Source organism: Paenibacillus sp. GL_099_B (genome assembly GCF_057835695.1).
Genome location: NZ_CM174430.1, coordinates 84,836 through 101,167, shown reverse-complemented (window position 1 = coordinate 101,167; position 16,332 = coordinate 84,836). Strand labels below are relative to the sequence as shown.

Sequence of the window (16,332 nt, the reverse complement as noted above, 5' to 3'; positions counted from 1 at the left end):
TCTGAGAACTTAGTATCCGTAAGATGCGTTCATTAGTTCTTCAAACTGATCCATTGTAATAACGTCTTCGCCAGTAGGAATATTGATTTTGAATGCTGGCTTCTCGTTAATTTTGGTGTATGTGTTCGAACCAGTGAATGCAAGTTTTACTTCATCCTTGGTATCAGGTTGTTTAATCAACAAATCAGCAACCAATTTTTGATATACCGGGAAATCTTTTTTGTCCAAAGCAAAATCAATGTGGAACTGGTTAATGGTTAGTGTATCTTTCAATTGGTCTAGATCTTTAGCCATTTCAGCTTGATCTGCTTCAGTAATTTTCAGATCCTCTTTGGCTTTGTCGATATCTGCCTGACTCATTTGCAACATGTCACGGTATTCTTCTTTAGAGATGATATCCAGTACTTTTGGCAATGCTTTGGTTACCAGGACAGTAACGGCTTCTTTCACATTGTCATTGTTGACCGAAAATTGAACGACTTGCTTGGCATCCAAACTTTCAGGAAGCTGAGCATCCTTCACATCCAGGTTTTTAAAGAATTTATCCTGATCGTACTCGCTCAGAACCGCATCCATAACTTCATTGCTCAGCTTTTGTGTTTTCGCTGCATCCATAGCATCCGGATTCCATTCCGTTCCTTCTTGCTCAGCCAGTTCTTTCAGATCCAGCTCCAGGAATTTATTAACAACCGTTTCCGGAATCGGGAAGAAAGGAATATTTGGTACCTTAACATATAACTTCTCCGCGGTCATAACCATTGGAATGGTAAATGTCATACCCATATCGCCTTTAAGCTCAATACCTACCGTCATTTCGGTCTGCATTGGTTCGCTTTGGTATACGCCAGTTACATTCAACTGAGCATCCTTCAGCATGCTCATAAACTGAGACATCGTTGGATCCTGTTGTGACTCGTCTGCAGTTTTATAGCTCAATTCATTAATAGTGAAGTTAGAACTCATCTCATACGAAGTCAGTTTGGAAGCATTGGCTGCCGCCGTCTTCAATGCCTCTTTTGGCTCTTGCTTGCTGCTACATGCTGTCAGTGCCATGGATACGGTTAACAGCAACGTAAGAAGAAGCGCCCCCATACGTTTAGTCATTTGTTTCTCTCCTCTCGTGATAACCCCCAAAAAAATAATTCAATATCAATGATATACCATTTATTCTGAAACGGAAACACGATTTGGGAAATTTGTGAGCTTTACTCTCTAAATTGGCTACAAAGACCTATGTAAGCTTTAGATATCAATGGTGTGCTCCTCTAAATCATGTATGAACGCGCAAAAACCCCGGTTTGTTAACCGGAGTTATAGGGTATGGTTATGCATTAAATATGTGCTAAAGAGAGGAATGATTGTTCCTTTGACTTAGCCTTGAGGATTATGATGATCCACATGGTTCTGGTTTTTCACTTTTTTGGAGCCTGACAACGGTTCCTGCATGGAAGAATGCTTTTCAGGTTTTCGGTGCTGCACAGCAGCCTGAGCTTCAGGCACAGGTGTTGTTTTGGGTTTACTCATGTTGTTCCCCCCTCTTCATTGGATTAGGAATGGGATGGGTCCATATCTTCCGTTTTGTCATGATTCATGGAATCCTGATGCCGACGGTCATTCGAGTCCTGTTGAATTTGCTGGGCATGGTGACTATTCACAGGTGTCTGATCCAGATCTGCAACTACATTTTGCAGGTTTTTATCTGTTCCAGCTTTGGCTTTGCTCACGTATTACCACTCCTTTGACGTTTGCCTAATGTCTGGTTTTGGGTTGCAACGACTGGGCACATTCATGAATATGACGCGTGTAATCCTGAGCCAATTCCTGAATGGGCTCTGTTCGCTCATCCGTCGTCCTTCCATCGCGCTCCACATCAATCAGTTGCACACTGACTTCACGAGAATCCACATAGGCACACTTGAAATCAAAAGAGTACATCTGGTGTCCCGCTGTTGCGATGTGAATTCGAATAGCCTGTTGATCAGCCTCGTCAGCCATCACCTGAGCCCGATCTCCGACATTTAGAACTTCAGGCAACCTTTCCTGCCAAGCACCGACAAGCTCCGTCTGATCTATGTTTAATTCGCGGTTCATCTTACCACCTCCACTCTTATATAAAGTGCGGCGATTCGAATGTTTTTATACATCACGCAGATAATGAAACAAACTGATTTTCTGTCGTAAAAATGCTCTGGAAATACAGCGTGTATGCGGATGCCCTAGATGTATAAATAAATGCAAAAAAGGACCCGAGCTTATCGCTCGGATCCTTATCATAATTGTAGTATGGCGGAGAGGGTGGGATTCGAACCCACGTGGAGTTGCCCCCTAACGGTTTTCAAGACCGCCCCGTTATGACCGCTTCGGTACCTCTCCAGGACATTAACTTTTATAAACTTGCCACGAAATTGATCATACCATAATTGTATGCCAGAAAGCAACCTTTTTATTGTTTTTATATATTAGATACATCAAAAAGGGAATTTCCACCTACTAAGTAACGGTAAACAGCGCTACCTGACAGAATCTGTTCAGCCCTGCCCTGTATAATCGAATTTAGACTTTTTCATTATGGGGTGGTTGATTGTTTATAGGTGTGTATCGTAAAAATGACCCTTTGAACACGTTGCCTGAGGAGCGAATCAGCGAATTGATCTCGGAGGGAATGAAAGAAGGCGCGAATGTTTTCTTTTTTGATGCCAGCAGCATTGATATGGAACAGGAATTGATCCACGGTATCTTCCAGGAGGGTAACGGATGGGTGCAAAGGAATGTGCCTCTCCCTGACGTGGTGCTTAATGAAGCGCCTGAGCCTGTTAATAACAGACCGGAATGTGAGAATTGGCTGCGCCGCAGGGTTCCCTTTACAACATTTCTGATTCACGGAAAATACGACATTCAGAGGAAGCTGGCCCCCCTCTTCAAAGATCACCTCATTCCGACGGAGTGCTTGCAGGATCTAGATCAATTCCTTGCTTTTTTGGATGTTCACGGAGACGTTTTAGTTAAACCTGATCAAGGGCGCCGAGGCAATTCCATTTCCACAGTCAAAAAGATAAACGATCGCTATGTATGGCGTCACCATCCGGCCTAAAATTGTTGGTACAGCCTTTACGTTTCAATGTACAATGGGTGGCTGGCGAACAAAAGCTCAAGCTAGATCAAGAAGAATTAAACAATGTGACCCGGGTAATCAACCTCGGTACTAAAGATCTTGACCCACAAACAGCAACCGTTCTCGGTTTCAATGAAGAAACGCGGACATATTCCTACGTGCCAGCCTATTTCGTCCAAGATAAAGGACAATGGGAGGTAAGAATACGAGACATGCAATACAGCACTTATGTTATCGCTTCGAATGAACAAATAAATCCCCTAGACAATAATTCATTAATAAACAGCATCGAATACATGCAGAGCAAACAATTGCTTGCTTTACATCAATTCAAGACCGGTGAACCCATCACACGCGGAGAGGTCGCCCAATTATTGGTTTCTGCCTTAGGAGCAAACGGAATCGCAGCTAAGGATACCACTTTCCGGGATGTGACTGAGGAACAATCGTATGCGTCAACCGCAGCACATCTAGGACTTGTTAAAGGCTATGCTGATGGAACATTCCGTGCCGATCGCCAGGTTACCCGGGAAGAGCTGGCTAGCATGATCCATCGAACAATTCAGTTTGCAGGAGGAGATTCTGTCGCTAATGCCTCAGCTAAGATATCCTATCTGGACCAAGACTCTATCTCTCCTTGGGCCACAGCCCAAGTCCAGGCTCTGACATCGCTCAATTTGCTTCAAGATACATTCGGGACATCCTTCGAGCCGAAAAAAGCAGCAACCACAGACGAAACACTTATGATCTTGGTGCGCACCCTGCGCTCCATTGAGTATGTGAACTAATATATTATGTGTTCGTATAGGCGATAATCATGGCTAATGTATAGTCGTCATAAACAATAAACTACAAAAAACCGTCTCCTTGTGAAAATGGCAAGTTCTAAACTTCCATTTGTCAGGAGACGGTTTTTTATTTCATTCATTTAGTTGAACATCTTAGGAGCGACGGGCAATCACGCTGACTCCGCCCATGTAAGAACGCAGTGCTTCAGGAATAACCACTGTTCCATCTTCTTGTTGGTAGTTCTCCAGAATAGCAGCTACTGTACGCCCCACTGCCAGTCCTGAACCATTTAACGTATGGACAAATTCCGGTTTCGCTTTTGGCTCTCTACGGAAACGGATATTAGCTCGACGTGCTTGGAAGTCTTCACAGTTGGAGCAAGACGAGATTTCACGATACGTATTGCTTTCCGGCAACCAGACCTCAATGTCATACGTTTTGGCAGACGTGAAGCCCATATCTGCTGTACACAACGTCAGAACACGGTAAGGTAGCCCCAATAATTGAAGCACACGTTCCGCATTATGTGTCATGTTCTCCAATTCCTCATAAGAGGTCTCAGGAGAAGACAGTTTCAACAACTCAACTTTATTGAACTGATGCTGACGAATCAAGCCACGTGTATCCCGTCCAGCAGAACCTGCTTCGGATCGGAAACATGAGCTGTATGCTACAAAGTGTTTAGGCAACTGGTCAGCATTCAAAATCTCTTCGCGATGATAGTTCGTTACCGGAACTTCAGCGGTAGGGATCAAATAATACTCGGTGTCTTTCAGCTTAAACAGGTCTTCCTCGAATTTCGGCAGTTGGCCAGTTCCAAACAAGCTGTCACGGTTAACGATGTATGGAGGCAGAATCTCTTCATACCCATGCTGATCGCTGTGCAGATCCATCATAAAGTTGATCAAAGCACGTTCCAGACGTGCACCAAGCCCTTTATAAAAGGTAAAACGGGAGCCTGTTACTTTGGCAGCCGCTTCAAAATCAAGAATGTCGAGGTCCTGTGCGATTTCCCAGTGTGCTTTTGGTGTAAATGAAAATGACTTTGGCTCTTCCCAACGACGAATCTCCACATTATCATCTTCGGACGCACCAACAGGCACACTCTCGTTAGGGATGTTCGGAATCGCCATAGTCAGATCGTTGATCTTCACTTCCAACTCACGCACTTCTTCATCCATTGCTTTGATTCGATCGGAGACTTCGCGCATCTCAAGGATCAACTCATCCGCATTTTCACCACTCTTTTTAAGCTTGGCAACTTCTCCGGATACCGTATTCCGGCGACTTTTCAGGTTTTCACTCTCTTGCAGCAACTCGCGACGCTTGGCATCCATGTCCGTGAACCCGGCGATTAGATCCAGCGATTTGCCACGTTTCGTCAACGCTTCTTCAACACGTGCGTACTCATTCCGCAATATTTTCACATCAAGCACTAAATACCCCTCCTAAATAACACCACAAAGTAGAAACCTTCCTTATTAACTCCTGCCAAAACTTTGCAGCCCGTGTAACTTCATCATTCCTCAATGGTAAAAAAACAACCTATGACATCCGGCGCTACCCTACGCTGCGATTCCCGCTTTGGAAGCAGATACGGGCAACATCAGGTATCTGACCAGACAGCACCTTGCCAGCAAGCCTTGTGAGCCTCTGGAGGACCGATCCGGTTCACCGGCAGATCATAGGTTGTTATCAATCACTATTGGTTCTGTACAGGCTGTTTATACGACCTAGCCATGTCCACAAAGTAAGCATGCAGTCGATAATCATCTGTCAGCTCAGGGTGATAGGAGCAAGCCAGCAGATGCCCCTGGCGAGCAGTAACAATCTCATCCTTGTAAGTGGAGAGAACTTCTACCTCTTCTCCTACACTCTCAATCAGGGGTGCCCGTATAAACACAGCCCTTACCGTCTCCTCAATGCCTTTTACGGGAAGATCCGTTTCGAAGCTTTCCCTCTGCCGTCCAAATGCATTTCTGGAGACGGTCATATCCATTAGCTCCAGATGAGCTTCCTCTTGTCCTGCAATATGTTTGGCCATAACAATCAAACCAGCACAGGTGCCGAATACAGGTTTACCCTCAGCAGCGAATGCACGAATGGCCTCCATGAAACCATATTTGCGCATCAGTTTGCCAATCGTGGTACTCTCACCGCCAGGAAGAATCAACCCATCCAGCTCATCAAGTTGCTGAACCTGTTTGATAGCCAATCCTTCTGCTCCGGCCCGTTCAATACTACGAATATGCTCGGTGACTGCCCCTTGAAGTGCTAAAACGCCGATCTTCATATAAAATCCACCTTTCTCTTACCAGCCGCGATCCTGCATGGGCTCGGAAGGTGCAAGTTTGGAATTGGTACCGATCATGGAAGCACCTTCGCCAATCCGGCGCAACGCTTCACCCAAGTCCTTGGCGCCACATAATGTCCGATCCGCGCTTTGGCACCTCTTTTAACGCGTGCTATTCCCGTTTCCATACCCCAACCCTACCGTAATGGATGGGTCGTTCTTGTCCATGAACAGGATGTGGAATATGCAGTGTCAGTTAGAAGAACAATAGACTTTTTAACTGATTCATACGTAGAATTCTAACTTGATATTTTACCGGAAAAATTGTAAATATACAATCCATCCGGTCGGAATTACTTGTATTTTGTCAACGGTCTAACGATACTATATTAAAAATGTAATATTATCCCGTTTTCTTTCACTTTGTCTATTAGAACAGGTTTTTGATGCCATCAAACAAATCAACGAAGAAATCTTTCACTGCACGGAAGAAGAGACGGAACCAACCGCCTTTTTCCGCTTCTTCTGCGGTGATGAGGTTCACTGTTTTCTCTTGTAGCTCAATTCCCTCTGCTTTGTACGTATAAGTAACCGTACCAACCTTGGTTCCGGCCTTGATTGGAGCAACCAACTTATCAGCTTCAGTTACATTCGCTTTAAATGTTACGTCCAGGTTTTGAGTACCTTTAGGTACAACGAAACTTACTGCATTATCCGTCACAACAGGTACTGTTGTTTCCTTCCCTTTTTTCAAAGGTACAGCTTCCCAGCCTGTGACTTTAGTTTTGGCAGCAACCGCCTGTTTAACTTCAAAATTGTTGAACCCGAAGTCCAATACTTTCTTCGTTTCTCTGAAACGCGCCGGCTCCGAATCAGTACCCATAACAACACTGATCAGACGCATGCCATTACGCTCAGCCGTACCGGTAAAGTTATTCCCAGCGTTCGTGGTATGGCCCGTTTTCATCCCGTCCAGACCCTCATAGGCATAGCTTTTGAAGTTGGTTATATTTTTATTCGCTTCCAGCATCCAGTTATAGTTAATAATTGGATCCTTGTCATTGGGACGGAATTTATAGGATTGAATTGTTGTAAAATCTTTGTAGTCCGGGTGATCCATAATGATATATCTGCACAAAATGGCCGCATCCCGTGCCGACATGACGATTTCTTTATCCTCAGTTGGGCGGAAGTCCGCAGGCATATCTGCACGATCCAGTCCTGTGGAGTTGATGAAGTAGCTATCTTTCATTCCCATACGCTTCGCTTCATCATTCATCATTTTCACAAAAGCTTGCTCGGAGCCAGCGATGTGTTCAGCCAAAGCCACTGTAGCATCATTGGCAGAACCAACAGCCATAGCAATGTACAGCTCCTTGACTGTATGTTGGTCACCTTCTGCGAGGAAAATCCGTGATCCAGTACTTTCCGCTGCGTTCTTTTTAACTGTAACGACATCATCCCAGTTTAATTTCCCCTGTTTGACCTGTTCAGCCACAATATACTCGGTCATCATTTTCGTCATACTGGCAGGCGGCATAGCTTTATCGGCATTAACATTGAGTAGAATCTGACCCGTTGAAGCCTCCATCAGTATGGCTGACTTAACATCGAGTCCTAGTGAGTCTGCCGAAGGAATGTCCACGGATTTTTCTGTCTTCGTTGTTGTCGCTGCTGCGGTCAACACCTGCCCTGAATCGTTTGCAGCAGCCATAACAGGCATTACCGCGGACATGCAGAGCATATTAATCAGCATAACCGAGGCTACGCTTTTTTTGAGCATTTGACTTTTTTTCTTATTCATTTGTTTAGCTTTCAATGATGAATACTCCCTTCGGTCCGAAGCTTTCTATTGTGTGCTTCAGTGCAGCTTGAGCTGCAATATTTTCTTAGTCCCTAACAAGTGGAGATGATGTGTGAAGTGTGTCGTATATGCGCTGTATCGAAAGAGCAATGTCATTGCTCCTAAAGTTCGAATCGATTGTCACTTAGTTAGCATTAAATGAAATGCTTATGTAAAAGGACGTCCGCGCTTCTTTTTTCGCTGGGCAACCTTCAACCTTTGTCTATCACTCTAAATTCATTGTCAAAAGCAGTTTCATAGACTCACGTCAAAAAACCGCCGCAACGCCCTAATCCATTAAAGGATCATCACCGCTTGTTCTATTCTATCACAGGGGTATCCGCAAAAAAAGACAGGCCCGGCGAAAATCGCCAAGCCTGTCCTGGAAATGATTAACACAATTCAGATTACAACGAGTAGTTAGGGGCTTCTTTCGTAATCTGTACATCATGCGGATGGCTTTCACGAAGCCCCGCACCTGTAATACGAATAAACTGAGTGTTGTTACGAAGCTGTTCCAAACTGCTTGTACCACAGTATCCCATACCTGAGCGTAGACCACCAATCAACTGATGAATCGTATCAGACAATGGACCTTTGTAAGCAACACGTCCCTCAATTCCTTCCGGAACCAGTTTCTTGTCATCATCTTGGAAGTAACGATCTTTACTTCCTTGTTTCATCGCAGCCATTGAACCCATACCGCGGTAAACTTTGTAGCTACGTCCTTGGAAGATTTCCGTTTCTCCCGGGCTTTCTGCCGTACCTGCAAACAAGCTTCCCAGCATAACTGCATGAGCACCTGCAGCAAGAGCCTTGGTAATCTCACCAGAGTACTTTATACCACCGTCAGCAATGATTGGTACGCCATATTCACGTGCTACATTTGCACAATCGTATACTGCTGTAACTTGAGGAACACCAATACCAGCAATTACACGAGTGGTACAGATGGAACCTGGACCAATTCCCACTTTGACAACCGACGCCCCAGCTTCGATCAATTCACGAGTTGCATCGCCTGTAGCAACGTTACCTGCAACAATTGTCAGGCTTGGGAAACGTTCGCGCAGCTGACGAACCGCATCAATGATATTAATGTGATGTCCGTGTGCCGAGTCTACCGTTATCAGGTCCACACCGGCTTCAACCAATGCATCTGCACGTTCAAAGGTGTCTTTGGAAATCCCGATCGCTGCTCCAACCAGCAAACGTCCTTGTGCATCTTTAGCTGCGTTAGGGAATTGAATTGCTTTTTCGATATCTTTAATAGTAATGAGACCTTTCAGTGTGTTGGACTCATCTACTAATGGAAGTTTCTCGATTTTATGCTTCTGGAGAATACCTTCTGCTTCTTGCAGTGTAGTACCTACAGGCGCAGTAACCAAATTCTCACGAGTCATGACTTCGCTGATTTTAATGGAGAAGTCATGGATGAAACGTAAGTCACGATTTGTCAGGATACCAACAAGCTTTTGATCTCCTTCAACAATCGGTACACCGGAAATGCGATATTTTGCCATAACCGATTCTGCATCAGAAACCAGATGTTCCGCTGTCAATGAGAACGGGTTGGTAATAACACCACTCTCCGAGCGCTTAACCCGATCCACTTCCTCCGCTTGCTGCTCAACAGACATATTTTTATGGATGATACCAATACCGCCTTCACGGGCAATGGCAATAGCCAATGTCGCTTCAGTAACAGTATCCATACCAGCACTAATCAAAGGAATATTCAGTTTTACGCTGTCACTCAAACGAACAGATACGTCCACTTCTTTAGGCAGTGTCTCGGATTTCCGGGGCACCAGCAGTACATCGTCGAAGGTGAAACCTTCCTTACCAAATTTATCTTCCCACACGCGGGCGTTCCTCCTTATGTTGGCTCAGCTTTACGGTCCAAAACCCGAAGATCTCAGGCTGTATTTTATGCCGAAAATACGTTTTCTGAAAAATTTATTATTGCCATCTTAGCAAAGCGTTATTTAGACTGTCAAGGGAAACTCCCTGGTTATATTAGGTGTATTGCCTGATGCATACAACTGTATTTTCCATACGGACAGGTTCATTTTATATATATAAAACGCCACTCATATCGAGTCGCGCTTATCTATGTTAAGTCATTTAGTGCACTGTCTCTAAAATAATAGCTAATCCTGCATTTTTGCTTTTAAACAAATAAAAACCACCACCGAATAACATCGGCAGTGGTTCTTTGCTTGGCGGCGTCCTACTCTCCCAGGACCCTGCGGTCCAAGTACCATCGGCGCTAGAGGGCTTAACGGTCGTGTTCGGGATGGGTACGTGTGGAACCCCTCCGCCATCGCCACCAAACGCATAGCTTAGCTTACATCTCAGAGTTTATTCTCTGAAAACTAGATCCGAAACGAAATGTGCGATTTACAACTTGCATATTGGATAAGCCCTCGACCGATTAGTACTGGTCAGCTCCATGCATTGCTGCACTTCCACCCCCAGCCTATCTACCTCGTCGTCTTCAAGGGGTCTTACATACTGGGAAATCTCATCTTGAGGGGGGCTTCACGCTTAGATGCTTTCAGCGCTTATCCCTTCCGTACATAGCTACCCAGCGGTGCTCCTGGCGGAACAACTGGTACACCAGCGGTACGTCCATCCCGGTCCTCTCGTACTAAGGACAGCTCCTCTCAAATTTCCTACGCCCACGACAGATAGGGACCGAACTGTCTCACGACGTTCTGAACCCAGCTCGCGTACCGCTTTAATGGGCGAACAGCCCAACCCTTGGGACCTACTTCAGCCCCAGGATGCGATGAGCCGACATCGAGGTGCCAAACCTCCCCGTCGATGTGGACTCTTGGGGGAGATAAGCCTGTTATCCCCAGGGTAGCTTTTATCCGTTGAGCGATGGCCCTTCCATGCGGTACCACCGGATCACTAAGCCCGACTTTCGTCCCTGCTCGACTTGTAGGTCTCGCAGTCAAGCTCCCTTATGCCTTTGCACTCTTCGAATGATTTCCAACCATTCTGAGGGAACCTTTGGGCGCCTCCGTTACTCTTTAGGAGGCGACCGCCCCAGTCAAACTGCCCACCTGACACTGTCCCCGCACCGGATTACGGTACCAGGTTAGAACCTAGATACGATCAGGGTGGTATCCCAACGGTGCCTCCACGCAAGCTGGCGCTCACGTTTCAAAGGCTCCCACCTATCCTGTACAGATCGTACCCAAATTCAATATCAAGCTGCAGTAAAGCTCCATGGGGTCTTTCCGTCTTGTCGCGGGTAACCTGCATCTTCACAGGTATTAAAATTTCACCGGATCTCTCGTTGAGACAGCGCCCAAGTCGTTACGCCATTCGTGCGGGTCAGAATTTACCTGACAAGGAATTTCGCTACCTTAGGACCGTTATAGTTACGGCCGCCGTTTACTGGGGCTTCGGTTCACAGCTTCGGATTGCTCCTAACCGCTCCCCTTAACCTTCCAGCACCGGGCAGGCGTCAGCCCGTATACTTCGCCTTACGGCTTCGCACAGACCTGTGTTTTTGCTAAACAGTCGCTTGGGCCTTTTCACTGCGGCCCCCTCGTGCTATTCACACTACCGGGGCACCCCTTCTCCCGAAGTTACGGGGTCATTTTGCCGAGTTCCTTAACGAGAGTTCTTCCGCGCGCCTTAGAATTCTCTTCTCGCCTACCTGTGTCGGTTTGCGGTACGGGCACCATCACCTGGCTAGAGGCTTTTCTTGGCAGTGTGAGATCATGACCTTCGCTACTATAATTTTCGCTCCCCATCACAGCCCAGCCTTAACGATGTGCGGATTTGCCTACACATCAGCCTCACTGCTTAGACGGACATCCATCAGTCCGCGTCACTACCCTGCTGCGTCCCCCCATTGCTCATAACGGCTTACGGTGGTACAGGAATTTCGACCTGTTGTCCTTCGACTACGCCTTTCGGCCTCGCCTTAGGTCCCGACTTACCCTGAGCGGACGAGCCTTCCTCAGGAACCCTTAGGCTTTCGGCGGATCAGATTCTCACTGATCTTTTCGTTACTCATACCGGCATTCTCACTTGTATAATGTCCAGCGCTCCTTACGGTACACCTTCAACCCTTATACAACGCTCCCCTACCCCTGATGCAAAGCATCAAGCCATAGCTTCGGTGGTGTGTTTAGCCCCGTTACATTTTCGGCGCAGAGTCACTCGACCAGTGAGCTATTACGCACTCTTTCAATGGTGGCTGCTTCTAAGCCAACATCCTGGTTGTCTGTGCAACTCCACATCCTTTCCCACTTAACACACACTTGGGGACCTTAGCTGATGGTCTGGGCTGTTTCCCTTTTGACAATGGATCTTAGCACTCACTGTCTGACTCCCGGAAGTAAGTCTATGGCATTCGGAGTTTGACTGAGCTTGGTAACCCTTGCGGGCCCCGCACCCAATCAGTGCTCTACCTCCACGACTCTGTTTTCCGAGGCTAGCCCTAAAGCTATTTCGGGGAGAACCAGCTATCTCCGAGTTCGATTGGAATTTCTCCGCTACCCCCACCTCATCCCCGCATTTTTCAACATGCGTGGGTTCGGGCCTCCAGTGCGTGTTACCGCACCTTCACCCTGGACAGGGGTAGATCACCCGGTTTCGGGTCTACGTCCACGTACTAAGTCGCCCTATTCAGACTCGCTTTCGCTGCGGCTCCGGCTCTTCACCTTAACCTTGCACGGGAACGTAACTCGCCGGTTCATTCTACAAAAGGCACGCCATCACCCCTAAAACGGGCTCTGACTTTTTGTAAGCACACGGTTTCAGGTTCTATTTCACTCCCCTTCCGGGGTGCTTTTCACCTTTCCCTCACGGTACTGCTTCACTATCGGTCGCTAGGAAGTATTTAGCCTTGGCAGATGGTCCTGCCGGATTCATACGGGGTTTCACGTGCCCCGCACTACTCGGGATCCGTCTCGGAGGGAACAGACTTTCAATTACAGGGCTTTTACCTTCTTTGGCGGGCCTTTCCAGACCTCTTCGCTTAACCGGTTCCTTTGTAACTCCATGTGAGACGTCCCACAACCCCAAAGAGCAAGCTCTCTGGTTTGGGCTTCTCCGCGTTCGCTCGCCGCTACTGACGGAATCACTATTGTTTTCTCTTCCTCAAGGTACTTAGATGTTTCAGTTCCCTTGGTATGCCTCTACATAACCTATGTATTCAGTTATGAGTAACTGGAAATTACCCCAGCTGGGTTTCCCCATTCGGACACCCCCGGATCAAAGCTTGCTTACAGCTCCCCGAGGCAGTTTCGTTGTTCGCCACGTCCTTCATCGGCTCCTAGCGCCTAGGCATCCTCCGTGTGCTCTTAGTAGCTTAACCATATTTGCTCCGGTTTCGACTGCTCGCTTCCCTTGTTTTGCTTGCGCAAAGCCAAAAGTCGCTCTCACTCTATACCATCGCAATGCAGTTTTCACTATTTATTGAAACTTGTTTAACACAAGTTCAGCTTAAAAAGGAATGTTCTAAATCGCAATTTTCGTTTCGATATCTAGTTTTCAAAGAACAAGCTCCATGCAAAAGCAAGCTGTTTGAGAGTTTGAGCTCTCAAAACTGAGCAACGAGTGAGTAGTTTTGCAGATCTAGTCTGCGTATTTGAATGTTTCCACTCGGGAAACGATTCTCCATAGAAAGGAGGTGATCCAGCCGCACCTTCCGATACGGCTACCTTGTTACGACTTCACCCCAATCATCTATCCCACCTTCGGCGGCTGGCTCCTTGCGGTTACCCCACCGACTTCGGGTGTTATAAACTCTCGTGGTGTGACGGGCGGTGTGTACAAGACCCGGGAACGTATTCACCGCGGCATGCTGATCCGCGATTACTAGCAATTCCGACTTCATGCAGGCGAGTTGCAGCCTGCAATCCGAACTGAGACCGGCTTTTTAGGATTCGTTCCACCTCGCGGCTTCACAGCCCGTTGTACCGGCCATTGTAGTACGTGTGTAGCCCAGGTCATAAGGGGCATGATGATTTGACGTCATCCCCACCTTCCTCCGGTTTGTCACCGGCAGTCACCTTAGAGTGCCCATCCGAAATGCTGGCAACTAAGATCAAGGGTTGCGCTCGTTGCGGGACTTAACCCAACATCTCACGACACGAGCTGACGACAACCATGCACCACCTGTCTCCTCTGTCCCGAAGGAAAGATACATCTCTGTACCGATCAGAGGGATGTCAAGACCTGGTAAGGTTCTTCGCGTTGCTTCGAATTAAACCACATACTCCACTGCTTGTGCGGGTCCCCGTCAATTCCTTTGAGTTTCAGTCTTGCGACCGTACTCCCCAGGCGGAGTGCTTAATGTGTTAACTTCGGCACCAAGGGTATCGAAACCCCTAACACCTAGCACTCATCGTTTACGGCGTGGACTACCAGGGTATCTAATCCTGTTTGCTCCCCACGCTTTCGCGCCTCAGCGTCAGTTACAGCCCAGAGAGTCGCCTTCGCCACTGGTGTTCCTCCACATATCTACGCATTTCACCGCTACACGTGGAATTCCACTCTCCTCTTCTGCACTCAAGTCACCCAGTTTCCAGTGCGATCCGGGGTTGAGCCCCGGGATTAAACACCAGACTTAAATGACCGCCTGCGCGCGCTTTACGCCCAATAATTCCGGACAACGCTTGCCCCCTACGTATTACCGCGGCTGCTGGCACGTAGTTAGCCGGGGCTTTCTTCTCAGGTACCGTCACCTTGAGAGCAGTTACTCTCCCAAGCGTTCTTCCCTGGCAACAGAGCTTTACGATCCGAAAACCTTCATCACTCACGCGGCATTGCTCCGTCAGGCTTTCGCCCATTGCGGAAGATTCCCTACTGCTGCCTCCCGTAGGAGTCTGGGCCGTGTCTCAGTCCCAGTGTGGCCGATCACCCTCTCAGGTCGGCTACGCATCGTCGCCTTGGTGAGCCGTTACCCCACCAACTAGCTAATGCGCCGCAGGCCCATCCCCAAGTGACAGATTACTCCGTCTTTCCAGTTCTCTTCAGGAGAAGAAAACAACTATTCGGTATTAGCTACCGTTTCCGGTAGTTGTCCCAAACTTGAGGGCAGGTTGCCTACGTGTTACTCACCCGTCCGCCGCTAACTATCAGAGAAGCAAGCTTCTCTTCAAGTCCGCTCGACTTGCATGTATTAGGCATGCCGCCAGCGTTCGTCCTGAGCCAGGATCAAACTCTCCAATAAAGTATTGAAAAGAGCGATAAGCTCATTTTGAAACTGACGAGATTAAAAATCTCATTTGTGCTCCAGTCGATTCAAGCCAAGGCTTGTCTCAAACTTTCGCGTTCATTCTGCAAGCAGAATGTTTACTCACTCGTTGTTCAGTTTTCAAAGATCAAACTTGTTTCATTGCCGGGTGTTGTTCACCTCAGCAACTTTTATATCTTATCACATCCGAACCAACTTTGCAAGCTCTTTTTTTAAGTTTCTTTCGAAGCTTATTTGTTTCGCTTGCCGCACCGTGTTTCTCGTGTTTTCTTGGCCGGAATTAGAATATACCATGTACAGATTCGTAACGCAAGCTTTATTTTCAATAAATTATATTTAGTCTCTCGTATAGCTATTCACCTAATGCCGGGCTTATTTAAGATCCCATCAACCCTTATTAAACACTCTCTTCCCAGAACATGCGGATCACCTTTCCTCCACGGATAATCCGCATGTTCCTTCCGCCCTATCCAATTATATGTTACTTCACTTTCTCCACAGGCATCTTTCGCGGCCATAAGCTATAACTGAAACTGATTATAAAATCGATCCCCAGTATGATTCCCCATACTCTTATGAGATTAGAGAATGCCGCAGTACGCTCCGCATCCCCAATCCACCAGATCATCGCGAGCAAGAACGAGCTACCTATGCCCCAAGCCAATAGATGTCTAAGCCATCCCACTCTTTCACGACTAGCATGCTCACTGCCATACACCTTACTACTCCGAGGATTATCTCCACCCTTAAACCAGTAAAGGAAATAACGATCAGCCCAAGCGATCATCTGATGACCATAGGCAATACTCACACCTACATATATAGCTGCAATACCATGAACCACACTTGCTGTAGCACCCCGTTGAAGATCCATTACCGTCGCTACCATAAGAAGAACATCCACAATGGGCGTTGCCATTAACAGCGCGATCCCTGTCCGTTTCATCCCAAGCAGATAACGCACACTCAGACCTGCGGCGACAAATACCCAGAAGGCAATCTCACATCCAATAATAAAATAGGCAATCAAATGTTCCACCCCTTTTATAACACAATTGTATTAAATA

General features: G+C 47.0%; 11 protein-coding genes, 1 tRNA gene, 3 rRNA genes and 1 pseudogene. 2 read left to right on the top strand and 14 right to left on the bottom strand.

Going from position 1 to position 16,332, the window contains the following annotated elements; genetic code table 11:
- Window positions 1-9: 9 nt before the first annotated feature.
- The 5 genes from AC3ITG_RS00475 to AC3ITG_RS00455 form a co-directional block, all read right to left on the bottom strand.
- A complete protein-coding gene (locus AC3ITG_RS00475) occupies window positions 10-1,104 on the bottom strand; it encodes a hypothetical protein (RefSeq protein ID WP_489252495.1) in 1,095 nt (364 codons plus the stop codon).
- A gap of 267 nt (window positions 1,105-1,371) precedes the next feature.
- Window positions 1,372-1,524 carry a small acid-soluble spore protein P gene (locus tag AC3ITG_RS00470; protein WP_091002006.1) on the bottom strand — a complete coding sequence of 51 codons (153 nt, stop codon included), beginning with the start codon at window positions 1,522-1,524 and terminating at the stop codon, window positions 1,372-1,374.
- A 23-nt stretch (window positions 1,525-1,547) separates the two neighbouring features.
- Window positions 1,548-1,724: a hypothetical protein gene (locus AC3ITG_RS00465; RefSeq protein WP_175382032.1), complete on the bottom strand. Its 177-nt coding sequence runs from the start codon at window positions 1,722-1,724 to the stop codon at window positions 1,548-1,550.
- A 25-nt stretch (window positions 1,725-1,749) separates the two neighbouring features.
- On the bottom strand, window positions 1,750-2,091 hold the full coding sequence (locus AC3ITG_RS00460) for a hypothetical protein (RefSeq protein ID WP_064641367.1): 342 nt from the start codon (window positions 2,089-2,091) through the stop codon (window positions 1,750-1,752).
- A 193-nt stretch (window positions 2,092-2,284) separates the two neighbouring features.
- Window positions 2,285-2,373 (bottom strand) — tRNA-Ser (locus AC3ITG_RS00455).
- A 208-nt stretch (window positions 2,374-2,581) separates the two neighbouring features.
- Here AC3ITG_RS00455 and AC3ITG_RS00450 point away from each other — a divergent pair.
- A complete protein-coding gene (locus tag AC3ITG_RS00450; protein ID WP_489252494.1) occupies window positions 2,582-3,091 on the top strand; it encodes a YheC/YheD family protein in 510 nt (169 codons plus the stop codon).
- A complete protein-coding gene (locus AC3ITG_RS00445; RefSeq protein WP_489252493.1) occupies window positions 3,070-3,900 on the top strand; it encodes an S-layer homology domain-containing protein in 831 nt (276 codons plus the stop codon). Before AC3ITG_RS00450 ends, AC3ITG_RS00445 begins: the two co-directional genes overlap by 22 nt.
- 153 nt (window positions 3,901-4,053) lie before the next feature.
- Here AC3ITG_RS00445 and serS read toward each other — a convergent pair whose 3' ends face one another.
- The 9 genes and pseudogenes from serS to AC3ITG_RS00400 all read right to left on the bottom strand — a co-directional run bounded on the left by serS (window position 4,054) and on the right by AC3ITG_RS00400 (window position 16,304).
- Window positions 4,054-5,337, bottom strand: coding sequence for a serine--tRNA ligase (gene serS, locus AC3ITG_RS00440; RefSeq protein WP_413374402.1), 1,284 nt, complete (start codon window positions 5,335-5,337; stop codon window positions 4,054-4,056).
- 266 nt (window positions 5,338-5,603) lie between these two features.
- Window positions 5,604-6,194, bottom strand: coding sequence for a pyridoxal 5'-phosphate synthase glutaminase subunit PdxT (pdxT, locus tag AC3ITG_RS00435; protein WP_489252492.1), 591 nt, complete (start codon window positions 6,192-6,194; stop codon window positions 5,604-5,606).
- Window positions 6,195-6,251: 57 nt separating this feature from the next.
- Window positions 6,252-6,329, bottom strand: a pseudogene (locus tag AC3ITG_RS00430) (hypothetical protein); the annotation flags it as partial.
- Window positions 6,330-6,624: 295 nt separating this feature from the next.
- Entirely contained in the window at window positions 6,625-8,013 is a 1,389-nt protein-coding gene (locus AC3ITG_RS00425; protein WP_489252491.1) for a D-alanyl-D-alanine carboxypeptidase family protein, read from the bottom strand.
- 431 nt (window positions 8,014-8,444) lie between these two features.
- A complete protein-coding gene (gene guaB / locus AC3ITG_RS00420; protein WP_413374399.1) occupies window positions 8,445-9,902 on the bottom strand; it encodes an IMP dehydrogenase in 1,458 nt (485 codons plus the stop codon).
- A gap of 355 nt (window positions 9,903-10,257) precedes the next feature.
- Window positions 10,258-10,374, bottom strand: a 5S ribosomal RNA gene (gene rrf / locus AC3ITG_RS00415).
- 80 nt (window positions 10,375-10,454) lie between these two features.
- Window positions 10,455-13,381, bottom strand: a 23S ribosomal RNA gene (locus AC3ITG_RS00410).
- A 308-nt stretch (window positions 13,382-13,689) separates the two neighbouring features.
- Window positions 13,690-15,241: ribosomal RNA gene (locus AC3ITG_RS00405) — 16S ribosomal RNA — on the bottom strand.
- Together the 16S, 23S and 5S rRNA genes form the textbook arrangement of a ribosomal RNA operon.
- A 505-nt stretch (window positions 15,242-15,746) precedes the next feature.
- Window positions 15,747-16,304: a hypothetical protein gene (locus AC3ITG_RS00400; RefSeq protein ID WP_489252490.1), complete on the bottom strand. Its 558-nt coding sequence runs from the start codon at window positions 16,302-16,304 to the stop codon at window positions 15,747-15,749.
- Between the last annotated feature and the right edge of the window lie 28 nt (window positions 16,305-16,332).